This window comes from Pseudomonas zanjanensis (assembly GCF_014268745.2).
Taxonomy (GTDB): Bacteria; Pseudomonadota; Gammaproteobacteria; order Pseudomonadales; family Pseudomonadaceae; genus Aquipseudomonas; species Aquipseudomonas zanjanensis.
Genome location: NZ_JABWRB020000001.1, coordinates 995,155 through 1,017,800, shown reverse-complemented (window position 1 = coordinate 1,017,800; position 22,646 = coordinate 995,155). Strand labels below are relative to the sequence as shown.

At 61.1% G+C, this 22,646-nt stretch carries 15 protein-coding genes; 7 read left to right on the top strand and 8 right to left on the bottom strand.

Features of this window, described 5'->3' with window-relative positions; all coding sequences use genetic code 11:
- Window positions 1–48 precede the first annotated feature (48 nt).
- The gene (gene lolD / locus HU715_RS04620) at window positions 49–732 is read right to left on the bottom strand and encodes a lipoprotein-releasing ABC transporter ATP-binding protein LolD (RefSeq protein WP_162843734.1); all 684 of its coding nucleotides are present in this window, start codon (window positions 730–732) and stop codon (window positions 49–51) included.
- A gap of 7 nt (window positions 733–739) precedes the next feature.
- Window positions 740–1,990: a lipoprotein-releasing ABC transporter permease subunit gene (locus HU715_RS04615; protein WP_186705219.1), complete on the bottom strand. Its 1,251-nt coding sequence runs from the start codon at window positions 1,988–1,990 to the stop codon at window positions 740–742.
- A gap of 94 nt (window positions 1,991–2,084) precedes the next feature.
- Here HU715_RS04615 and HU715_RS04610 point away from each other — a divergent pair, with 94 nt between their 5' ends.
- Window positions 2,085–2,681: a PilZ domain-containing protein gene (locus tag HU715_RS04610; RefSeq protein WP_186705220.1), complete on the top strand. Its 597-nt coding sequence runs from the start codon at window positions 2,085–2,087 to the stop codon at window positions 2,679–2,681.
- Complete coding sequence (locus tag HU715_RS04605; protein WP_053120741.1) at window positions 2,678–3,400, top strand: glycerophosphodiester phosphodiesterase; 723 nt, start codon at window positions 2,678–2,680, stop codon at window positions 3,398–3,400. Before HU715_RS04610 ends, HU715_RS04605 begins: the two co-directional genes overlap by 4 nt.
- 42 nt (window positions 3,401–3,442) lie before the next feature.
- On the opposite strand, the gene sthA is transcribed toward HU715_RS04605, so the two are convergent.
- Both sthA and HU715_RS04595 read right to left on the bottom strand, forming a co-directional pair.
- The gene (sthA, locus tag HU715_RS04600) at window positions 3,443–4,837 is read right to left on the bottom strand and encodes a Si-specific NAD(P)(+) transhydrogenase (protein ID WP_003183399.1); all 1,395 of its coding nucleotides are present in this window, start codon (window positions 4,835–4,837) and stop codon (window positions 3,443–3,445) included.
- A 353-nt stretch (window positions 4,838–5,190) separates the two neighbouring features.
- On the bottom strand, window positions 5,191–6,240 hold the full coding sequence (locus HU715_RS04595) for an FAD:protein FMN transferase (protein ID WP_186705221.1): 1,050 nt from the start codon (window positions 6,238–6,240) through the stop codon (window positions 5,191–5,193).
- 248 nt (window positions 6,241–6,488) lie between these two features.
- On the opposite strand from HU715_RS04595, the gene HU715_RS04590 reads away from it, so the two are divergent.
- Window positions 6,489–7,787, top strand: a complete 1,299-nt coding sequence (locus HU715_RS04590; protein WP_186705222.1) for an MFS transporter — start codon at window positions 6,489–6,491, stop codon at window positions 7,785–7,787.
- A gap of 155 nt (window positions 7,788–7,942) precedes the next feature.
- On the opposite strand, the gene HU715_RS04585 is transcribed toward HU715_RS04590, so the two are convergent.
- Window positions 7,943–9,406 (bottom strand): glyceraldehyde-3-phosphate dehydrogenase, encoded by a 1,464-nt coding sequence (locus HU715_RS04585; protein ID WP_186705223.1) that lies wholly within the window; start codon window positions 9,404–9,406, stop codon window positions 7,943–7,945.
- Window positions 9,407–9,574: 168 nt separating this feature from the next.
- Here HU715_RS04585 and mfd point away from each other — a divergent pair, with 168 nt between their 5' ends.
- Genes mfd through HU715_RS04570 form a run of 3 tightly spaced genes read left to right on the top strand, consistent with a single transcriptional unit; the run spans window position 9,575 to window position 16,306 of the window.
- Complete coding sequence (gene mfd, locus HU715_RS04580) at window positions 9,575–13,024, top strand: transcription-repair coupling factor (RefSeq protein WP_186705224.1); 3,450 nt, start codon at window positions 9,575–9,577, stop codon at window positions 13,022–13,024.
- A 10-nt stretch (window positions 13,025–13,034) separates the two neighbouring features.
- Window positions 13,035–13,601 carry a CsiV family protein gene (locus tag HU715_RS04575; protein ID WP_186705225.1) on the top strand — a complete coding sequence of 189 codons (567 nt, stop codon included), beginning with the start codon at window positions 13,035–13,037 and terminating at the stop codon, window positions 13,599–13,601.
- Window positions 13,602–13,612: 11 nt separating this feature from the next.
- Window positions 13,613–16,306 carry a DEAD/DEAH box helicase gene (locus HU715_RS04570; protein WP_186705226.1) on the top strand — a complete coding sequence of 898 codons (2,694 nt, stop codon included), beginning with the start codon at window positions 13,613–13,615 and terminating at the stop codon, window positions 16,304–16,306.
- 260 nt (window positions 16,307–16,566) lie between these two features.
- Here HU715_RS04570 and HU715_RS04565 read toward each other — a convergent pair whose 3' ends face one another.
- The 3 genes from HU715_RS04565 to HU715_RS04555 form a co-directional block, all read right to left on the bottom strand.
- Window positions 16,567–19,857, bottom strand: coding sequence for a DEAD/DEAH box helicase (locus tag HU715_RS04565; protein ID WP_186705227.1), 3,291 nt, complete (start codon window positions 19,855–19,857; stop codon window positions 16,567–16,569).
- A 41-nt stretch (window positions 19,858–19,898) separates the two neighbouring features.
- On the bottom strand, window positions 19,899–20,897 hold the full coding sequence (gene nagZ / locus HU715_RS04560; RefSeq protein ID WP_186705368.1) for a beta-N-acetylhexosaminidase: 999 nt from the start codon (window positions 20,895–20,897) through the stop codon (window positions 19,899–19,901).
- 183 nt (window positions 20,898–21,080) lie between these two features.
- Complete coding sequence (locus HU715_RS04555) at window positions 21,081–21,788, bottom strand: TetR/AcrR family transcriptional regulator (RefSeq protein WP_013692622.1); 708 nt, start codon at window positions 21,786–21,788, stop codon at window positions 21,081–21,083.
- 241 nt (window positions 21,789–22,029) lie between these two features.
- Here HU715_RS04555 and lexA point away from each other — a divergent pair, with 241 nt between their 5' ends.
- Window positions 22,030–22,638, top strand: a complete 609-nt coding sequence (gene lexA / locus HU715_RS04550) for a transcriptional repressor LexA (RefSeq protein WP_003199651.1) — start codon at window positions 22,030–22,032, stop codon at window positions 22,636–22,638.
- The last annotated feature ends 8 nt before the right edge of the window (window positions 22,639–22,646 follow it).

Below are 22,646 nucleotides of genomic sequence, written 5' to 3'. Positions count from 1 at the left end.
TGCAAATAAAAGACCCGGCACTTGCAGCAAGTGCCGGGTTTCGGTCGGTCAGATGGGGGTCAGGCAACCTTCCTGCAAATGCAGGACGCGGTCCATCTGGCGGGCCAGGTTCATGTCGTGGGTCACCACCAGGAACGCCGTGCGCATCGAGGTGCTGAGTTCCAGCATCAAGTCCTGGATGCCTTGGGCGGTGTGGGAGTCGAGGTTGCCGGTCGGCTCGTCGAGCATCACCAAGCCAGGCTTGTTGACCAGGGCCCGGGCAATCGCCACGCGCTGGCGCTCGCCACCGGACAGTTCGGCTGGCTTGTGCTCCAGGCGATGCCCCAACCCTACCCGCTCCAGCAACGCCGTGGCACGCTGACGAGCCTCGGGAATCGCCGTGCGGCCGATCAACAGCGGCATGCAGACGTTTTCCAGCGCGGTGAACTCGGGCAGCAGGTGGTGGAACTGGTAGACAAAGCCCAGGGAACGGTTGCGCAGCAGGCCACGGGCCTTCTCATTCAGCGCCGAAAGCTCTTCGCCGGCCAGCCAGACACTGCCAGCGGTCGGCGTATCCAGCCCGCCCAGCAGGTTGAGCAAGGTACTTTTGCCCGACCCGGAAGTGCCGACAATCGCCACGCGCTCGCCTGGATGCAACTCCAGTTGCAGGCCCGACAACACCACCACCGACTCTGGGCCTTCCTCGTAGGATTTGCCCAGGTTGCGGCAGCTCAAGATTGCTTTTTCACTCATGCCCGACTCACTCATAACGTAACGCCTCCGCAGGCTGGGTGCGCGCGGCACGCCAGGCAGGATACAGGGTGGCGAGGAAACTCAAGACCAACGCGGCGCCGCAGACCATCAACACGTCATCGGACTGCAACTGCGATGGCAGGTAGTCGATGAAGTACACGTCGGCGTTGAGGAACTTGTGCCCGATCAGCCCTTCGAGGCCGGCGATCGCAGCGCTGACATTCAGCGCGGCGAACATGCCGACCAACGCGCCGACGAACGTGCCGATGACGCCGATGACGGTGCCCTGGACCATGAAGATCCGCATGATCTGCCCCGGCGTGGCACCGAGGGTACGCAGGATGGCGATGTCGCCCTTCTTGTCGTTCACCACCATCACCAGCGTGGAGATGATGTTGAACGCCGCCACGGCGACGATCAGCAACAGCAGCAGGCCGATCATGGCTTTCTCCATGCGGATCGCCTGGTACAGGTTGCCGTGGGTGCGGGTCCAGTCCCGGGCGTAGTAGCGCTCTTCGCCAAGCTGCTGGGCGATGGTCCAGGCCACTCGAGGGGCCTGGAACAGGTCATCGAACTTCAAGCGCAGGCCCTGCACCTGATCCGGCTTCCAGCGATGCAGGCGGGCGAGATCCTGGAGATTGGTCACGCCGAGGTAGCCGTCGAGCTCGCCAGCACCCACATGGAAAATGCCGACCACGGTAAAGCGCTTCATGCGCGGGAACATGCCGCCCGGCGTCACGGTGACCTCCGGCGCAACGAACGTCAGCTTGTCGCCGATGGCCACGCCGAGCTTCGCCGCGGCCTTGTCGCCGATGACGATGCCGAAGCTGCCCGGCGCAAGGTCGTCGAGTTTGCCCTGCTTCATGAAGTTGTCGATGATCGACACCTGCCGTTCCAACCCGGGATCGATGCCGTTGAGCAAGACCTTGGACACCTTGCCGTCGTTGGTCAGCAGCCCCTGCATCTGGGTGAAGGGCGCCACGGCCAGCACCTGCGGGTTCTGCTTGACCTTGGCGGCCAGGCTTGGCCAGTCGCTGATGGCTTCGCCGGTTTCGAGGGTCGCGTGGGGCACCATGCCCAGCACGCGGGTGCGCATCTCATGGTCGAAGCCGTTCATCACCGACAGTACGACAATCATCACGACCACGCCGAGGGCGAGACCGATGATGGAGGTCAGGGAAATGAACGATACGAAATGATTGCGACGCTTTGCACGGGTATAACGCGTGCCGATAAATACGAAGAGAGGTCTGAACATGTCGGGGCTTGTTCGGAGGGAAAAGGAACGTCCTTGTGGCGGGGGTCACAAACCAGCTTTACACTCAGACCACCGCCGCTACCATGGGTTCGCCATGTCGACATTAGATGAAGAAGATCGCCGCGAATACTACCGTATCGAGGACACGATCGCACTGGAAATTCGGCCCCTGTCCATTCCTGAAGCTGCTGGCCAGGAAGTGTTGCAGGATGCTTCTCCATTGTTCAATCTGCTCAGCGAACTGCACCTGAGCGAATTCGAGTCGCAACACCTGCTGCGCCAGATCAGCGAGCGCGAACGCAGCATCGCGGCGTACCTCAAGGCGATGAACAAACGCATCGACCTGCTCAGCCAGGTCATTGCCCTGACGGTGCTCGGCGAAATTGGCGATCCGCAGCCGGTGATCATTTCCGAAGGCGGCATCGACTTCCAATACCCCACCCCCATCGCCGTCGGCGCGCACCTGTCGATCAAGCTGGTGCTGATGCCCCAGGCCCTCGGCTTGCTGCTGCGGGCGCGGGTCACGCACTGCGACCCCAAGGGCGACGGCTACGACGTGGGCACCGAGTTCGAACGCCCGACCGACGCCCAGCGCCAGTTGCTGGCCCGCTACATCCTGCAGAAACAGGCGCAAGAACGGCGCCTGGCCCGGGAACTGAACGAATCAGGCATCAATAAGGAAGAACCGTGACCCTCATTTATGGCCACCGCGGCGCCAAGGGCGAAGCGCCGGAAAACACCCTGACCGGTTTTCAGGAGTGCCTCAAGCACGGCGTACGCCGTTGCGAGCTGGACCTGCATCTTTCAATGGACGGCGAGTTGATGGTGATCCACGACCCGACCCTCAAGCGCACCACCGACCGGCGCGGCAAGGTGGTGGAGCATTCCGCCGCCGAGCTGGTGACCTACGATGCGCGCAAGGGTGGCCCGGGATGGATCAAGCCGTGCCCGATCCCGCGCTTGGAGGAGCTGTTCGAGCAGTGTGATTTCGAGCATTGGCAATTGGAGGTCAAGAGCGCTTCACGCACCCGCGCCGCCGCCACCGTGCTGGGCATCCGCGAAATGGCCCAGCGTTTCGGGCTGCTGGACAAAATCACCATCACTTCCAGTTCCCGGGAAGTGCTCAAGGCGGCCCTGGACCTGACCCCGGACATTTCCCGTGGACTGGTGGCCGAATACGCCTGGCTCGACCCGTTGAAGGTCGCCCAGAGCTACGGCTGCGAGATTCTGGCGCTGAACTGGACCCTGTGCACGCCGGAACGCCTGGCCAAGGCGCAGCGCCAGGGGCTGCATGTGTCGGTGTGGACCGTCAACGAGCCCGCGCTCATGCGCAGGCTCGCCGACTTTGGCGCTGACAGCCTGATTACAGACTTTCCCGGTTTGGCCACTGCCACCCTCGAGAATTGCTGAAATCGGTCTCCCCGGCCGGCTCAGGCCACCGGCCGGAGCCGCTCAAAAAAGCCGGTTGAGCCCGTCGTAGGCGGCTACCCGATAGGCTTCGGCCATGGTCGGGTAGTTGAACGTGGTGTTGACGAAGTACTTCAGCGTGTTCAGTTCGCCCGGCTGGTTCATGATCGCCTGGCCGATGTGCACGATCTCCGATGCCTGGTAGCCGAAGCAGTGCACGCCGAGCACTTCCAGGGTCTCGCGGTGGAACAGGATCTTCAGCATGCCTTGCGGCTCGCCGGCGATCTGCGCACGCGCCATGCTCTTGAAGAACGCCTTGCCCACCTCGTACGGCACCTTGGCCTGGGTCAGCTCCTGCTCGTTCTTGCCGATCGAGCTGATCTCCGGAATGGTGTAGATGCCGGTCGGCACGTCGTTGACGAAGCGCCAGCTGCCGTTGTCGACAATACTGCCGGCGGCCGAACGACCCTGGTCGTGAGCGGCACTGGCCAGGCTCGGCCAGCCGATCACGTCACCGGCACCGTAGATGTTCGGCACGCAGGTGCGGTAGTTCTCGTCGACTTCGATCTGGCCACGGCTGTTGACCTTCACGCCGATGTTTTCCAGGCCCAGGGTGTCGGTGTTGCCGGTACGGCCGTTACACCAGAGCAAGGCGTCGGCCTTGATCTTCTTGCCAGACTTGAGATGCAGGATGACGCCATTGTCGACGCCTTCGACGCGGTCGTAGTCTTCGTTGTGGCGCACGGTGATGTTGTTGTTGCTGAAGTGATAGCTCAGGGCCTGGGAGATTTCCGAGTCCAGGAAGCTGAGCAACTGGCCGCGGTTGTCCACCAACTCCACCAGCACACCCAGGCCGCTGAAGATCGAGGCATATTCGCAACCGATCACGCCGGCACCGTAGACGATGAGCTTACGCGGGGTGTGACCCAGGCTCAGGATGGTGTCGCTATCGTAGATCCGCGCATGGTTGAAATCGATGTCGGCGGGGCGATACGGGCGCGAACCGGTGGCGATGATGATGTGCTTGGCCACCAGCTTCTCGACCACGCCGTTGCCACAGACCACTTCGACCGTCTGCTCATCGGCAAAGCTGCCGGTGCCGAAGAACACGTCCACGCGGTTGCGGGCGTAGTAGCCGGTACGCGAGGCCACTTGCTTGGAGATGACCTTCTCGGCGCTCTTGAGCACGTCCGGGAAGGAGAACCAGCGCGGCTCGCCGATGGCCCGGAACATCGGGTTGGTGTTGAACTGCATGATCTGCCGGACCGAGTGACGCAAGGCCTTGGACGGGATGGTACCCAAGTGGGTGCAGTTGCCGCCGACCTGCCGACGGCTGTCGACCATCGCCACCTTGCGCCCTGCCTTGGCCGCGTTCATTGCCGCGCCTTCCCCCGCCGGGCCGGAGCCCAGTACCACCACGTCGTAGTTGTAGACAGCCATGCGTACTCCTCAGAACAGGCCGCGATGCCACGCTTGGCATCCACGGCTAAATCATGCCGGCCGGCGGCATGAAGGAACAATTTTAGGCCGGTTCACGCGCCCGGCCACAGTCTATAGAAGCGTCAACGCCGCGCACATTACCCCTTGGTCGCGCCGTAGGCTAGTTTTGCCTGCGCTATTTCGCCACAGGTGACCTTTCAAAACGCAGTGCTCACTTAAGATTTGCCCAAATCATTGTGGCGAGGGAGCTTGCTCCCGCTGGGCTGCGAAGCGGCCCCTTTTGTGAGCGCTTCGCACTCAAGCGGGAGCAAGCTCCCTCGCCACGGGTTTATCGGTGAATGACACGTCGGTGTTCATTGGGTTTTCCCACGGGTCATCCGTTCAAAGGCATCATTGGTGCGAACGACGAAACGCTCCCCATCCCGCAATACGAAAAGTACCCCGATGTCATGCTTCTGGGCATAGTCCCAACCCCGTTCAGGACCGAGAATCAGCAACAGCGTCGATAGTCCATCGGCCATCATCGCCGAAGGATGAATCACCGTGACGGACGCCAGGTTGTGTAGGACCGGCGCACCAGTACGTCCATCAAAGGTGTGGGAATAACGCTGGCCGCCCCGTTCGAAATATTTACGATAGTCACCCGAGGTGGAAACCCCGTAGCCGTTGACCTCAATGATACGCTCAGCCACCTGCCGGTCATCCCGAGGCTCTTCCAGGGCAATGCGCCAGGCCGAACCATCAGGTTTACGCCCGACAGCCTTGAGTTCTCCGGTGGCTTCGGCCAGGTAACTGTCGATGCCCAGGGCCTGGAGCCTGGCGGCGATGCGGTCGACGGCATGACCGGCGGCGATACTGTTGAAGTCGACTTCCACCGCCGCATCCTTGCACAACCGATCGCCCTCAATGCGCAGATGGTCGTGGCCAACGCGCTGGCGCACCTCGGCCAGTGCCTCGGCGCTCGGCACTTGCTCTGCGCGGGACTGGGGACCGAAGCCCCACAGGTTCAACAGTGGCTCCACCGTCAGGTCGAAGGAGCCATCGCTTTGGACCGACAATTGCTCGCCCACGCGGATCAACGCCAGGACCGGGCCAGGCATGACCTCGCAGCTGTTGGCCGGCAGCGCATTGAAGCGCTCGACGTCCGAGTCGCTGCGATAGGTCGAGAATTGCCGATCCACTTCGGCCAGGATGTTTTCCACCTCGGCCTGCACCGTTTTCGGACCGGGCCCGGCGGGAGGCCTGACGTACTGGATGGAATAGTGACTGCCCATGGTCGGGCCGTCGAAGCGCTCCAAGGTGTCGCCACCGCCGCAACCGGACAACACGCCGGCCAGCACCACAAGCCCTATCCATCGTCCAGTTAACAAATCTTCATCTCCCCTCAAAACCGCGCCGGCCATTATGAACGCCAGCGCGTGCAAAAAACCCTGTGGGAGCCAATGGAGCCCTGTGGGAACCTGTTGAAGCCTGTGGGAGCAAAGCTTGCTCGCGATGAACGATGACGCGGTCTTGCAGTTGAACCGTATCGTCTGCATCGCGAGCAAGCTTTGCTACCACAGGGCTCCATTGGCTCCCACAGGTCTTCACAAGACTTCCCACAGGGGGTGCACCGCTTCCATACAAGATTTACCAGAGTGAGTACCAACCCATGCCTTCCAATACGAGCAACGGCAAGGCGATTTTTCGCGTTGTCAGCGGCAACTTCCTGGAGATGTTCGACTTCATGGTCTATGGCTTCTACGCCACGGCCATCGCCAAGACGTTCTTCCCCGCCGACAGTGCGTTTGCCTCGCTGATGCTGTCCCTGGCCACGTTCGGTGCCGGGTTCCTGATGCGCCCCCTGGGGGCGATTTTTCTCGGTGCCTACATCGACCGCCACGGCCGTCGCAAAGGCTTGATCATCACCCTGGTGCTGATGGCCATGGGCACCATACTGATCGCCTGCGTGCCGGGCTATGCCGTCCTCGGCGTGGCGGCGCCCTTGCTGGTGCTGCTCGGCCGCTTGCTGCAAGGTTTCTCCGCTGGTGTGGAATTGGGTGGCGTGTCGGTTTACCTGGCGGAGATCTCCACGCCGGGGCGCAAGGGCTTCTTTGTCAGTTGGCAATCGGCCAGCCAACAGGCCGCCGTGGTGTTTGCCGGTCTGCTGGGGGTTGGCCTCAATCACTGGCTGAGCCCCCAGGAAATGGGGGATTGGGGCTGGCGCGTACCGTTCCTGGTGGGTTGTATGATTGTCCCGGCGATCTTCATGATCCGTCGTTCGCTGGAAGAAACACCTGAGTTCCAAGCGAGAAAACACCGTCCCAGCCTGTCGGAAATTGTCCGCTCAATCGGTCAGAACTTCGGCATCGTCCTGGCCGGCATGGCGCTGGTGGTGATGACCACCGTATCGTTCTACCTGATCACGGCTTACACACCGACTTTCGGCAAGGCCGAGTTGAACCTGTCGGACCTGGACGCGCTGCTGGTCACGGTGTGCATCGGCTTGTCGAATTTTTTCTGGCTGCCAGTGATGGGGGCGTTTTCCGACAAGATCGGACGCAAACCCCTGCTGCTCGGTGCGACTGTCCTGGCGATCCTGACCGCTTATCCGGCCCTGTCCTGGCTGGTGGCGAACCCCAGTTTCAGCCATTTGTTGATCGTCGAGCTGTGGCTGTCGTTCCTGTATGGATCCTACAACGGTGCAATGGTCGTCGCCTTGACGGAAATCATGCCGGTCGAGGTGCGCACCACCGGGTTCTCCCTGGCCTACAGCCTGGCGACGGCAACGTTCGGTGGGTTTACCCCGGCAGCCTGTACCTACCTGATCCATGTGCTCGACAACAAGGCGGCACCGGGCATATGGCTCACCGGGGCAGCAGTGCTGGGGCTGATTGCCACCCTGGTGCTGTTCAAGGGTAATCGGCATGAACTGCGCACGGCGCAGGCTTCCGTAGTGGGCGGCGCCTGACAGATCGCCTTCGCGAGCAAGCCCGCTCCCACAGTTTGTCCGCGTACATCCTGTGGGAGCGGGCTTGCTCGCGAAGAGGCCGGCCCAGCCAACACAAAACCTCCAGATACAAAAACGCCCCGACAAGTCGGGGCGTTTTCACAAGCGGCTAACGCTTAGCGCGGGAACGCTGGCGGGTTTACCCCGGCCATGTCTTCCATCACGCGAACCACCTGGCAGCTGTAACCGAATTCGTTGTCGTACCAGACGTACAACACCACGCGGTTATCTTGGCTGATGGTGGCTTCAGCATCCACCACACCGGCGTGGCGCGAGCCCACGAAGTCGGTGGACACCACTTCCTGGGAATTGACGAAGTCGATCTGCTTATGCAGGTCGGAGTGCAGCGCCATGTAGCGCAGGTACTCGTTCATCTCTTCACGGGTAGCGGCTTTCTCAAGGTTCAGGTTGAGAATGGCCATCGACACGTTCGGCGTCGGTACGCGGATCGCGTTGCCGGTCAGCTTGCCGGCCAGTTCAGGCAGGGCCTTGGCGGCGGCGGTGGCGGCACCGGTCTCGGTGATGACCATGTTCAGCGCGGCGCTGCGGCCACGGCGATCGCCCTTGTGGAAGTTGTCGATCAGGTTCTGGTCGTTGGTGTACGAGTGAACCGTTTCGACGTGACCGTTGACGATACCGAACTTGTCGTTCACGGCCTTGAGCACCGGCACGATGGCGTTGGTGGTGCAAGAGGCGGCGGAGACGATCTTGTCGTCGGCGGTGATTTCGCCATGGTTGATGCCGTGAACGATGTTCTTCAGCTTGCCCTTGCCAGGCGCGGTCAGGACAACGCGGTCGACACCCGGGCAGGCCAGGTGCTGGCCCAGGCCGTCGGCGTCACGCCATACACCGGTGTTGTCCACCAGCAGTGCGTCCTTGATGCCGTACTGGGTGTAATCCACCTCGGTCGGGTTCTTCGCGTAGATCACCTGGATCAGGTTACCGTTGGCGGTGATGGTGTTGTTTTCTTCGTCGATGGTGATGGTGCCGTTGAACGAACCATGGACCGAATCGCGACGCAGCAGGCTGGCGCGCTTGGTCAGGTCGTTCTCGGCGCCCTTGCGCACCACGATGGCCCGCAGGCGCAGGCCGTCGCCACCACCGGTTTTTTCGATCAGGATGCGCGCCAGCAGACGGCCGATACGACCGAAGCCGTACAGGACCACGTCAGTGCCTTTGCGAGCCGAAACGTTCTGCTGGCCAACCACATCAGCCATCTCTTCACGTACGAATTGCTCGGCGCTACGGCCATTGCCTTCGTTGCGGAATTTGAACGCCAACTTGCCCAGGTCCACCGAAGCCGCGCCGAGCTTGAGCTCGCTCATGGCCTTGAGCAGAGGGAATGTTTCGTGGACGGAGAGTTCGCTGTCGTCGGAAGAACGGTGGCGCGCAAAGCGGTGGGCTTTGAGGATCGCGATGACAGACTGGTTGATCAGGCTGCGGCCATAGATCGAGCTCACCACGTTGTTATTGCGGTAGAGCTGACCGATGAGAGGGATCATCGCTTCGGCGAGCGCTTCACGATCAATCCATTCACCAAGACACTGGTCGGGCTTCTGAGTCACGGTAACCTTCCACATGTAGGGGCTGAAAAAAGGGGCTACATTATGCCGCCGAGTCCTCTGCGGAGCAATGCGCGCCCGTCGCGCCGTGGTTTTCCTGCCTGCCTGGGTAGTCTGCGACTGACAGCAGCCCCCTTCCCCCGCTACAATTGTCGACTTTGTCGCAATGCTGGAGCTCAATCTTCCGTGCCCGTTCTGCGTCTTCCGCTTCTCCCTGCCGCGGCAGGTAAACAGCACTGGGGCAACCTGCCCGGTGCCGCCCTGAGCCTGGCCATCGCCGAGGCTGCCAGCGCTGCAAAGCGTTTCACCCTGCTACTGACCGCCGACAGCCAAAGCGCCGAACGGCTGGAACAGGAGCTGAGTTTCTTCGCGCCGGATTTGCCGGTCTTGCATTTTCCGGACTGGGAAACCCTGCCCTACGATCTGTTTTCGCCGCACCAGGACATCATTTCCCAGCGAATCGCCAGCCTTTATCGGCTGCCGGAGCTCAGTCATGGCGTTTTGGTAGTGCCGATCACCACAGCCCTACATCGCCTGGCCCCGACCCAATTTTTGCTCGGCAGCAGCCTGGTGCTGGACATCGGCCAGAAGCTCGACGTCGAGCAAATGCGCACCCGCCTCGAGGCCAGTGGCTATCGGTGCGTCGACACGGTGTATGAGCACGGCGAGTTCGCGGTGCGTGGCGCCTTGATCGACCTGTTCCCGATGGGCAGCAAACTGCCGTATCGCATCGACCTGTTCGATGACGAAATCGAGACGCTGCGCACCTTCGACCCGGAAAACCAGCGCTCCATCGACAAAGTGCAGTCGATCCGCCTGTTGCCCGCCAAGGAATTCCCGTTGCAGAAAGACGCCGTGACCCGCTTCAAGGCGCGCTTTCGCGAACGCTTCGATGTGGATTTCCGGCGTTGCCCGATCTTCCAGGACCTGAGCAGCGGGATCACGCCCGCCGGTATCGAGTACTACCTGCCGCTGTTTTTCGAAGAAACCTCCACCCTGTTCGATTACTTGCCCCAGGACACCCAGGTGTTTTCCCTGCCGGGCATCGAGCAAGCGGCGGAAAATTTCTGGAACGATGTGCGCAACCGCTACGAAGAGCGTCGCGTCGATCCGTCCCGGCCTCTATTGCCGCCAGCCGAGCTGTTCCTGCCGGTGGAAGATTGCTTTGCCCGTCTCAAGAGTTGGCCGCGCGTGGTGGCGAGCCAGCAGGACGTGGAAACCGGCGTCGGTCGTGAACGCTTCCCGGCCAAGGCATTGCCGGACCTGGCCATCGAAGCCAAGGCCACGCAACCGCTGGCGGCGCTGGCGGGTTTCCTCGATGCATTCCCCGGCCGCGTACTGTTCACCGCCGAATCCGCGGGACGTCGCGAAGTGCTGCTGGAACTGCTCGAACGTTTGAAGCTGCGACCGAAGACTGTCGACAGCTGGCCGGACTTCGTTGCCGGCAAGGATCGCCTGGCGATCACCATCGCGCCGCTGAACGACGGCCTGGTCCTGGATGAGCCAGCCTTGGCGCTGGTGGCCGAAAGTCCGTTGTTCGGCCAGCGGGTCATGCAGCGCCGCCGTCGCGAGAAACGTGCCGACGCCGCCAACGACGCCGTCATCAAGAACCTCACCGAGCTGCGTGAAGGCGCGCCCGTGGTACACATCGATCACGGCGTGGGTCGCTACCTGGGCCTGGCGACACTGGAAATCGACAACCAGGCCGCCGAGTTCCTGACCCTGGAATACGCCGAGGGCGCCAAGCTCTACGTGCCGGTAGCGAACCTGCACCTGATCGCTCGCTACACCGGCAGCGACGACGCCCTGGCCCCGCTGCATCGCCTGGGCTCGGAAACCTGGCAGAAAGCCAAGCGCAAGGCCGCCGAACAGGTGCGCGACGTGGCTGCCGAACTGCTGGACATCTACGCCCGTCGCGCGGCTCGCGAGGGCTACGCCTTCGCCGATCCGAAAGCCGACTACGAAACCTTCAGTGCCGGCTTCCCCTTCGAAGAAACCGTCGACCAACAGACCACCATCGAAGCCGTGCGCGCCGACATGCTCGCCCCCAAGCCCATGGACCGACTGGTGTGTGGCGACGTGGGCTTCGGCAAGACCGAAGTGGCGATGCGCGCCGCGTTCATTGCCGTGCATGGCGGCAAGCAGGTGGCGATCCTGGTCCCGACCACCCTGCTTGCCCAGCAGCACTACAACAGTTTCCGCGACCGCTTCGCCGACTGGCCAGTGACCGTGGAAGTGATGAGTCGCTTCAAATCCACCAAGGAAGTGAACGCCGCCGTGGCCGACCTGGCCGAGGGCAAGATCGACATCGTCATCGGCACGCACAAGCTGCTGCAGGACGACGTGAAGATCAAGAACCTGGGGCTGGTGATCATCGACGAAGAGCACCGTTTTGGCGTGCGCCAGAAGGAACAGCTCAAGGCCCTGCGCAGCGAGGTCGACATCCTGACCCTGACCGCCACGCCGATCCCGCGTACGTTGAACATGGCGGTGTCGGGCATGCGCGACCTGTCGATCATCGCCACGCCGCCGGCCCGGCGCCTGTCGGTGCGCACCTTTGTCATGGAGCAGAACAAAAGCACGGTCAAGGAAGCCCTGCTGCGTGAGCTGCTGCGCGGCGGCCAGGTCTATTACCTGCACAATGACGTGAAGACCATCGAGAAATGTGCCGCCGACCTGGCCGAGCTGGTGCCGGAAGCGCGCATCGGCATCGGCCACGGACAGATGCGCGAGCGTGAACTCGAACAGGTGATGAGCGACTTCTACCACAAGCGCTTCAACGTGCTGATCGCCTCGACCATCATCGAGACCGGCATCGACGTGCCGAGCGCCAACACCATCATTATCGAGCGCGCCGACAAATTCGGCCTGGCCCAACTGCACCAGTTGCGCGGCCGGGTCGGTCGTAGCCACCACCAGGCCTATGCCTACCTGTTGACGCCACCGCGCCAGCAAATTACCCCGGATGCGGAAAAACGTCTGGAAGCCATCGCCAACACCCAGGACCTCGGCGCCGGTTTCGTGCTGGCCACCAACGACCTGGAAATCCGCGGCGCCGGCGAATTGCTCGGCGACGGCCAGAGCGGCCAGATCCAGGCCGTCGGCTTCACGCTGTACATGGAGATGCTCGAACGCGCCGTCAAGTCGATCCGCAAGGGCGAGCAGCCGAACCTCGACCAACCCCTGGGCGGCGGGCCGGAAATCAACCTTCGAGTACCGGCACTGATCCCGGAAGACTACCTGCCGGACGTCCACGCACGGCTGATCCTCTACAAACGCATCGCCTCGGCCAGCGACGAGGAAGGCCTCAAGGACCTGCAAGTGGAGATGATCGACCGCTTCGGCCTGCTGCCGGAACCGACCAAGAACCTGGTGCGCACCACGCTGCTCAAGCTCAAGGCCGAGCAACTGGGCATCAAGAAAGTCGATGGCGGCCCCAATGGCGGCCGGATCGAGTTCGAGGCCCAGACGCCGGTCGACCCACTGGTACTGATCAAGTTGATCCAGGGCCAGCCCAAACGCTACAAGTTCGAAGGCGCCACGATGTTCAAATTCATGGTGCCCATGGAACGCGCGGAAGAGCGTTTCAATACCGTAGAGGCGCTGTTCGAGCGCCTCACTCCGACCACTGCTTGAAGGACGCCCCATGCGCCTGTTTCGCTCATTGACCTTGTTGTTGACCCTGGTCGCTCCCCTGGCGTTCGCCGACGACCTGTATCAGGTTGAAATGATCCTGGTACGCCAGAACGCCGAGCCGGCGATTGTCAGCCGCGCCGCACCGGAAGACTGGGACGCCGGCGCGCAACGCCTGGGCGCGGACAGCCAGCGCACGCCGGCCTTGGGCAACGTCGTCGAGAAACTCACCGCCAGCGGCCAATACACCGTATTGATGCACAAGGCCTGGCAGCAGACCCTCGGCGAACAGGGCCGAAAAGTCGCCATCAGCGACGGTACTGAACAGTTCGGCCAGTTTCCCATCGAGGGCACCCTGGAACTGAAACTGGGGCGTTTCACCGACGTGGATGCCGATTTCTGGGTCAACCAGATCGACGCCAATGGTCTGGTCACCGCCAGCGAGCGCCTCAAACAGCAGAGCCACACCAAGAATGGCCAACTGAACTTCCTCGATAACGGTCACCTCGGCCTGTTGATCAAGATCACTTCGCTGACTGCGCCCGCACCTCGGCAGGCACCTGAAGTCATTCCGGACTGATTGGCGCGCCTATGCCCTCGCCCCTGAGCAAACCCCTGGCACCTTCCTGGGTCAATCGATTCAAGGAACAGAGCCTGGAGCGCGGGCGCCGTTATGCGCTGGAAAACCGCGTCAGGATCGTCGAGGCCGGCGACAGCACCATCATCGCCAGCTGCGAAGGCTCTGGCGGCAGCGTCTACCGTCAGACCATTCGCCTTAAAGAGTCAGCCAAGGGCACGCTGATTCTGCTCGAAGCCGCGTGCTCCTGCCCGGTGCGCATCAACTGCAAGCACTGCGCGGCCGTGTTGCTGCAAGTCCAGGAAACCCTGGCCTACCCGGCCGCCGAAAAGGACGCCCTCCTGCTGGAGAAACTCCAAGCGGTGCTGGACAACCGCAGCCCCAAGGCCCCGCCACAAGTGCTGGTGGACAACGTGCAGCCGGTGCCGCGCCTATGGCTGGCCAGTATCGAGTTCAGCGCCTTCGAGCCACGCAACGGCAAGATGCAGCGCTACATCCAGCACCGCGCCGCGCTGTCCTTCAGTTATCTGGATGAATACGTCAGCGGCCAGCGCAACACAGACGTGCTGATTCGCCAGGAAACCCAGACGTTGCGGATAAAACGCCACACCGATGTGGAACAGTCCTACCGCGAACAACTACGAATCCTCGGCTTCAAAGTCGCGACCCGACAAAGCAAGGCCCTGCCGGAAAGCGCCGGCGAACTGTACGAAATGGTCAACGACAGCGCCTGGCTGACCTTCACCCTCAACGACCTGCCGAAACTACGCACCCAGGGCTGGGAGTTGCAGATCGACGAGGACTTCGGCTTTGACCTGACGGCGGTGGACGAGTGGTATGCCACGGTCGAGGAAACGCCGGAGCGGGACTGGTTCGACCTGGAACTGGGGATCATCGTCAATGGCGAACGCCTGAGCCTGCTGCCGATCCTGTTGAACCTGATGCGCTCGCACATCGAATTGTTCAATCCGGAACGCCTGGCCCGGCGCCGGGACGATGAACTGATCCTGGTCAACCTGCCCAACCGCCCGAACTCGGAGTTCGGCCCGCAGCAAGTGGCCCTGCCCTATGGCCGGCTGAAACCGGTGCTGGCGACCCTGGGCGAGTTTTACCTGCAAGAGCCCGGCACCACCAAACTGCGCCTCAACAGCGCGGACGCCTTGCGCCTGAACCCGCTGCAGGACATGCCATTGACTTGGGAGGGCGGCGAACACATTCGCGGCCTGGCCCAACGCCTGCGGGACATCAAGGATTACACCGCCACCGCGCCAGAAGGCCTGAACGCGACGCTGCGGCCTTATCAACTCGAAGGCCTGAGCTGGATGCAGTCGCTGCGACAGCTGGAAGTCGGCGGCATCCTCGCGGACGACATGGGCCTGGGCAAAACCCTACAGACCCTGGCGCACATTCTCAGCGAAAAACACGCCGGTCGCCTCGACCGGCCGTGCATGGTGGTGATGCCGACCAGCCTGATTCCCAACTGGCTCGACGAAGCGTCCCACTTCACGCCGCAGCTCAAGGTCCTGGCGCTTTACGGTGCGGGACGCAAAAAACATTTCGAACGGCTGGTGGATTACGACCTGATCCTCACCACTTATGCCCTGCTTCCCAAGGACGTCGAGCGCCTGAAAGCGCAGCCACTTCACGTGCTGATCCTCGATGAAGCCCAGTACATCAAGAATCCCACCAGCAAAGCCGCCCAGGCCGCCCGCGAGCTCAACGCCCGCCAGCGGCTGTGCCTGTCCGGTACGCCCCTGGAAAATCACCTGGGCGAATTGTGGTCGCTGTTTCACTTCCTGTTGCCGGGCTGGCTCGGGGACGTCAAGAGTTTCAACCGCGATTACCGTGTACCGATCGAAAAGCGCGGCAGCGACGTACGATTGCAGCACCTCAACGGTCGGATAAAACCTTTCCTGCTGCGCCGGACCAAGGAACAAGTGGCGACGGAGTTGCCACCCAAGACCGAGATCATCCATTGGGTCGAACTCAGCGACGCCCAGCGGGACGTCTACGAAACCATGCGCCTGGCGATGGACAAGAAAGTCCGCGACGAGATCACCCGCAAAGGCGTGGCCCGCAGCCAGATCATCATCCTCGAAGCACTGCTCAAGCTGCGCCAGGTGTGCTGCGACCTGCGCCTGATCAACGACGCCACCCTGCCCGCCCGAGGCAGCACCTCAGGCAAGCTCGACAGCCTGATGGAAATGCTCGAAGAGCTGTTTGAAGAAGGGCGACGGGTGCTGCTGTTTTCGCAGTTCACGTCCATGTTGGCGCTGATTGAAGATGAGTTGAAGAAACGCGGCGTCGACTACGCCATCCTGACCGGCCAGACCCGGGATCGACGCACGCCCGTCAAGGAATTCCAGAGTGGCAAGCGTCAGATCTTTTTGATCAGCCTGAAGGCCGGTGGTGTAGGCCTGAACCTGACCGAGGCCGACACCGTGATTCACTACGACCCGTGGTGGAACCCGGCCACCGAAAACCAGGCCACCGACCGTGCCTACCGCATCGGCCAGGAAAAACCGGTGTTCGTCTACAAGCTGATAGCCCGAGGCACGGTGGAAGAGAAAATCCAGCTGCTGCAAAAGGAAAAATCCGACCTCGCCGCTGGCGTGCTGGATGGACGCGTGGCCGGTGATTGGAAATTGCAGAGCGACGATATCGAGGCGTTGTTCGCGCCGCTGCCGGACAAGCTCGAGAAGCGCTGACACTCCCTCAACTCAGCCTGGGTGTCCCTGAGCCTGGTGTTCACCGCAGAGCCACTGTGGGAGCAGAGCTTGCTCGCGATAGCGGTGGTTCAGTTGATGCAGATGTTGACTGTGCAGCCATCATCGCGAGCAAGCTCGGCTCCCACAGGGGATTTTCAGCGCCCGCAATGCCGGAGCCCACCCCAGTTCCAAAATGTGGGAGCGAGCTTGCTCGCGATAGCTGACTATCAGGCGACATCCCCCGTAAATGTGTCGGTGAATCAGGCCTTGGGCAACGGTGCAAACAACGCTTCGATATCGCTCTGCTCAAGCTTCCACCCAGCCGTCGTGCCACCATCCAGTACACCGCCGGCCAACGCAGCCTTATCCTGCTGAAGGGCCTGTATCTTCTCTTCCACCGTACCCTTGGCAATCAGTTTGTAAACAAACACGGGTTTATTTTGACCGATCCGATAAGCCCGGTCGGTCGCCTGGTTTTCCACCGCCGGATTCCACCACGGATCAAAATGAATCACCGTGTCGGCAGCCGTCAAGTTGAGCCCCGTACCGCCGGCCTTGAGGCTGATTAGAAACAGCGACACCTTGCCACTCTGAAAATCCCTCACCGGAGTGCGGCGATCCGTGGTTCTGCCAGTCAACAACGAATAGGCAAGGCTGCGCTTTTGCAGCTCCTCCTCAATCAGGGCCAGCATCGAGGTGAACTGGGAAAACAGCAGAATCTTGCGCCCTTCGCTGAGCAATTCTTCGAGCATCTCCATCAAACTGACCAACTTGCCGCTGCCGGAACGTAGCGCCTTGGCAGTCTGTACGGTATTGAGCAACCGCAAGTCGCAGCACACCTGGCGCAACTTAAGTAACGCATCGAGAATGATGATCTGGCTACGGGCCACGCCGCTGCGAGCAATTTCGTCGCGCACTTTCTTGTCCATGGCTACACGCACGGTTTCATAGACATCCCGCTGCCCGCCGCTGAGGTCGACCCAATGAACGATTTCAGTCTTGGGAGGCAGCTCAGTAGCGACTTCTTCCTTTTTGCGCCGCAGTAGAAACGGTTTTATCCGCGCCGTAAGGTGGCGCATTCGCTCGCTGTTGCCGTGTTTTTCGATGGGCGTGCGGTAGTCTCGGTTGAAGCTTTTGCTATCCCCCAACCAGCCGGGCAGGAGGAAATGAAACAGCGACCAGAGTTCGCCCAAGTGATTTTCCAGGGGCGTACCGGACAGGCACAGTCGCTGGCGAGCGTTGAGTTCCCGGGCGGCCTGGGCAGCCTTGCTGGTGGGGTTCTTGATGTTCTGTGCCTCATCGAGAATCAGCACACTCCAGGCCTGGGGTTTCAGCACCTCCAGATCCCGCGGCAATAAGGCATAAGTCGTCAGAACCAGGTCGTACTGTGCAAGGCTGGCGAAATCTTTTTGCCGGGCCGCGCCATGAAGCGCCACGACGTTGAGCTGCGGCGTAAAACGTGCCGCTTCGTCCAGCCAGTTGGGAATCAAACTGGTGGGCATGACCGCCAGCGCCGGGGCATCCAGACGCCCGGCGTGCTTCTCGCAAAGCAGGTGAGCCAGGGTTTGCAAGGTTTTGCCCAAGCCCATGTCATCGCCCAGGATGCCGCCGACTTCCAGCTCCCGCAGCGTCTGCATCCAATTGAGCCCTTCCAACTGATAAGGTCGCAGCGTGGCTTTAAGTCCCGCCGGCGCAGGCACATGCGCGTGAGTCGACTCATGCAATCGCTTGGCGAACGTGCGCAACCGCTCCCCGCCCTGCCAGGTCAATGGCACGTTTTCGAGCACATTCAACCTGGCCGCATCAAAGGTATTCAACCGTATCGAGTCACCCCGATGCTCCTTCATGTACAACTCACCAAGCGTTGCCATCAGCGGCTTGACCCGCCCATACGGAAACGCGACCTTCACACCAGGACCCGCCGTCAACTTTCCACTGTTGAGGTCAAGCAACATCAACTGATCGTCACTGCGCCGATCAAGATTGTCAGGGTCCATCATCTCGGGGCTTGAGCGAAGCAGATAAAGCAAGATCGGCAGCAAGCTGTGCCGTTTCCCATCCACGACAATACCCAGTTGTAAATCGAACCACTCTCGGCCGGGAGACTCCTCGATGTCGGCGTACAACTGCTCTACCGGTTGCAGATCGAAATGAAAGCCCGCTTCGATCTCGATCTGCCAATTGGCGGCACGCAATCGCGGCAGGCCTTTATCCATGAAGGCCAACCAGGCGTCGTCATCCGCCATTTGAAATAGCTCACCTGCGATGTCCGCCAGCGCAAGGCTTTTGCGATTGGCTTTCTTGAAACCTCCCTTACGCAGAGCGGTGCGAAAGGCTTGTTCGGCATCCGGCTTACGCTGAATGCGCAAAATGTCGGTTCCAGACAGGATCGACAGTTCGGTGGGTGCTTTGTCGTCCGCCACATGACCATCATAAATAAAGGTCAGTGCCGCGCGATGTTCCGGAACAGATTTCCAGTGCCGGAACTCGAGTGCACTTCCCAACGTCAACACCGCTCGCGGCTCGACACCTTCGATAATGCGCTCAGTCAATTCTTTCGGCGGCGGGATAGGTCGGTCTACAGCATTGATTCGATGACTGAAGAGCACGACATCTCGAGCGGGCACCTCAGGCGCAAGGCATAAATGGCACGCCAATTTGTCGTCCATTTCATAAGACAGCCGGCCAAGTTCTTTGCGCGACAAATCCAGATAATGAAGCGGCTCAAGCACCAGGACGTTATCCAGTACCTGGTCGCCACTGCGCCACCGAGACCGATAGTTGCCGTTGGCTTGCTCTGCCCAGAAAAACTCCGCGTTTTTTAGCGGACCTGCGCTCAATGGCTCCGGTGGGTCGCAATCCATGAACAAGCGTGAGGACTGCAATGCCAGCGCCAGCACCTCGGCGCCACTGCGGCCCTGCAACGGGAAACTGTTCTGGCTGTGATAATGCTGACTGCTGATAAGCGACTGAGCAATTTGTTTGTCGACCTCGGACATATAATCCGGAAAACGATTCAGCATGTCCGTCAGTTGGCTAAACGCTTTCACATCCTTCGGGGAACCATCATCGAGCTGGCGCCCCTTGAAGAGCTCTAAAATCCACTGCCCTAAGTGCGTATTCTTGAGTTTGTAGAAGATCCGGACATCGGCGTCTTTTTTACCGGGTAGCGAATCGGCGTCCTGCTTCGGAATACACTTGATCCAGGTTTCAAGTTCAGAATTCAGGCGCTCGCTGGCGGAGCCGGCCTCCAATGCTTGCGGATTCCACGTTAAATGGAACATGACGGCAGCGCAGTGCTTGCAGCTGTCGCCGACCGGGCACGAGCATTCGTAACGAACGCTGTCGTATCCCCGATAACGAGTGAGCTCGATCCGCTGCTGATAAAGATTATCGCCGCCACCTTCGCATTCAGCGTAAATCGATTGGGCCTCTATCCGCAGTACACGTACCCGATTTCTCTCGGCGTAGTCGAACCCGCGCTCAAGGTAACGCGGATGAAAGGATTCTGCCCAATCACTCTCGAGAAGCGCCTCAATTGGCTGTGTCATGGGCGCTACCGATCATTACTTATACCTGTCACGACAATCCCTTAATCAATAAGCTGCGCAGCTCTCAGTGCGCCGAGCGCCGTCAGCCAGTGTGGGTCCTGGCGGTATTCCGTGGAGGCACAGGCCTGGCCGCGCATGCGGGCGATCCGCGCCGAAGGCTTGACCTTCAGGCGTTGGGCAGCGCTCAGGGCCAGCTCCGCGGCGGCGCGATCGTTACACACCAGGCCCATGTCGCAACCCGCCGTCAAGGCCGCCTCGATACGACTGGCGGCATCACCGACCACATGAGCCCCGGCCATCGACAAATCATCGCTGAAGATCACACCGTCAAATTGCAACTCGCCGCGCAGGATGTCCTGCAACCAGCGGCGGGAAAAACCAGCTGGATTGGCATCAACCTGCGGGTAGATGACGTGGGCCGGCATGATCGCGGCCAGTTGCTTGCTCAGCTTGGCGAACGGTACCAGGTCGCTGGCGCGAATCTGCTCGAGGCTGCGCTCATCGTTCGGGATCGCCACATGGGAATCAGCCTCGGCCCAACCATGACCCGGGAAATGCTTGCCAGTGGCCGCCATCCCGGCGGCGCTCATGCCACGGATGAAGGCACCGGCCAGCAACGCCGCGCGTTCAGGGTCACCTTCGAAGGCACGACTGCCGACGACGGCGCTGCGCTGGTAATCGAGGTCCAGCACCGGGGCAAAACTCAGGTCGAGACCGACCGCCAGCACTTCGGTGGCCATGATCCAGCCGCACTGCTCGGCCAGGTACTCGGCGTTCGGGTTCTCGGCGATCGCCCGCATCGCCGGCAACCGCACAAATCCTTGGCGCAACCGTTGAACACGGCCGCCTTCCTGGTCCACCGCCAATAGAAGGTCGGGACGGATGGCGCGGATCGACGCACTCAATTCGCGCACCTGACGTGGATGCTCGATATTACGGGCAAAAATGATCAGGCCGCCTACCTCGGGCTGGCGCAACAGGTGGCGATCTTCGGCCGTCAGCCAGGTACCGGCGACGTCCACCATCAACGAGCCTTGCAGGCCAGCAGTCATAGCATTTCCTTAATAACGATGAACCCGCGCGCTGACACAGACACGACCACACCGCCAGGCCCAAGGCCCGGCAGGTCGCGGTCATGCAATAAAGAATGGAACGGGTTCGAAACGAGAATCGACATGGGCGGCTAGCTTAGCGGATGTAGGCAGCCACGCCCACCCGTGCGCTCAAGCCTTGGCCAGCGCCGGAGTCGATTTGCTGCGTGGACGCAGTTGCGCGGCCGCCATGGCCTCATCGGTGACGCCACTTTCGGCACGCATGCCGGCTGCCAGGAACGGCACCATCAGGCGCATCACCTGCTCGATGGAGGTGTTCACACCAAAATCGGTTTCAGCGATGGCCCGCAGCGCTTTGATACCGGACATGCTGAACGCAGCGGCGCCGAGCATGAAGTGCACCCGCCAGAACAGCTCGATAGGCGGAATGCGCGGTGCGGCTTCGTTGACCAGCAGCATGTAGCGACGGAAGACCTTGCCGTACATGTCTTCCAAGTAACGCCGTAGGTGGCCCTGGCTCTGACTGAACGCAAGGCCCAACAGGCGCATGAAAATGGACAGATCGTTACCGCTGCGCGGTTGCACGACCAGGGCTTGCTCGACCAGGATTTCCAGCAGCTCTTCCAGGGTTGGCTTGACGTCGGGCTTGGCCTGGCGCCGCTCCAGTTCGCGATCGAGGCTGAGGCAGAAAGGCCCGAGGAACCGCGAGAAAACCGCCTGGATCAAGGCTTTTTTCGAGCCGAAGTGATAGTTCACCGCCGCCAGGTTCACCCCGGCCTTACTGGTGATCAGACGCAACGAGGTTTCGGCGAAACCTTTTTCCGCGAACAACTGCTCGGCAGCATCGAGAATGCGTTCAACGGTTTCCGACTGGGCCATGGTTACTCCGCCTGACAAACACTTGTTTGAAACATACGTTTCAGCCTAGGGGTTGTCAAGCCTGCCGGGGCGTTTTGCGAACGGTCGGTCACGTATTTAACCACACCTTTTCTCAGGTGGTAGCCCTGCCCCAACCAACAAGCCGACCGACCGTCCAGCGGCCCGCGAAAAAAGGAGGATTGCCAAGCGGCGTCCACTGTATATAATCCCAGTCACTGTATAAAAAGACAGAGCGATCAATATGCTAAAGCTGACGCCACGCCAAGCAGAGATTCTGGCCTTCATCAAACGCTGCCTCGAAGACAATGGCTACCCGCCGACCCGCGCGGAAATCGCCCAGGAACTGGGTTTCAAGTCGCCCAACGCGGCTGAAGAACACCTCAAGGCGCTGGCGCGCAAGGGCGCGATCGAAATGACCCCGGGCGCATCCCGTGGCATTCGCATCCCTGGCTTCGAAGCCAAGGCCGACGAAACCACCCTGCCGATCATTGGCCGGGTCGCGGCCGGCGCACCGATCCTCGCCCAGCAGCATGTCGAGGAATCCTGCAATATCAACCCTTCGTTCTTCCATCCCCGGGCCGATTACCTGCTTCGGGTACACGGCATGAGCATGAAGGACATCGGTATCTTCGACGGTGACCTCCTGGCCGTCCACACCACCCGCGAAGCCCGCAATGGCCAGATCGTGGTGGCGCGCATCGGCGACGAAGTGACCGTCAAGCGCTTCAAGCGCGACGGCAGCAAGGTCTGGCTCATTGCCGAGAACCCTGAGTTCGCCCCCATCGAAGTGAACCTGAAAGACCAGGACCTGGTCATCGAAGGCTTGAGCGTCGGCGTCATTCGCCGCTAAAGGAGGCT

What these genes read in the sequence shown, in the direction of transcription:
- HU715_RS04575 (WP_186705225.1), top strand. Translation starts at nt 13,035, where the DNA reads ATGCGCCTGTTTCGCTCATTGACCTTGTTGTTGACCCTGGTCGCTCCC.
- HU715_RS04565 (WP_186705227.1), bottom strand. Translation starts at nt 19,857, where the DNA reads ATGACACAGCCAATTGAGGCGCTTCTCGAGAGTGATTGGGCAGAATCC.
- HU715_RS04570 (WP_186705226.1), top strand. Translation starts at nt 13,613, where the DNA reads ATGCCCTCGCCCCTGAGCAAACCCCTGGCACCTTCCTGGGTCAATCGA.
- HU715_RS04585 (WP_186705223.1), bottom strand. Translation starts at nt 9,406, where the DNA reads ATGTGGAAGGTTACCGTGACTCAGAAGCCCGACCAGTGTCTTGGTGAA.
- lolD (WP_162843734.1), bottom strand. Translation starts at nt 732, where the DNA reads ATGAGTGAAAAAGCAATCTTGAGCTGCCGCAACCTGGGCAAATCCTAC.
- sthA (WP_003183399.1), bottom strand. Translation starts at nt 4,837, where the DNA reads ATGGCTGTCTACAACTACGACGTGGTGGTACTGGGCTCCGGCCCGGCG.
- lexA (WP_003199651.1), top strand. Translation starts at nt 22,030, where the DNA reads ATGCTAAAGCTGACGCCACGCCAAGCAGAGATTCTGGCCTTCATCAAA.
- HU715_RS04595 (WP_186705221.1), bottom strand. Translation starts at nt 6,240, where the DNA reads ATGGCCGGCGCGGTTTTGAGGGGAGATGAAGATTTGTTAACTGGACGA.
- HU715_RS04555 (WP_013692622.1), bottom strand. Translation starts at nt 21,788, where the DNA reads ATGGCCCAGTCGGAAACCGTTGAACGCATTCTCGATGCTGCCGAGCAG.
- HU715_RS04590 (WP_186705222.1), top strand. Translation starts at nt 6,489, where the DNA reads ATGCCTTCCAATACGAGCAACGGCAAGGCGATTTTTCGCGTTGTCAGC.
- HU715_RS04615 (WP_186705219.1), bottom strand. Translation starts at nt 1,990, where the DNA reads ATGTTCAGACCTCTCTTCGTATTTATCGGCACGCGTTATACCCGTGCA.
- HU715_RS04610 (WP_186705220.1), top strand. Translation starts at nt 2,085, where the DNA reads ATGTCGACATTAGATGAAGAAGATCGCCGCGAATACTACCGTATCGAG.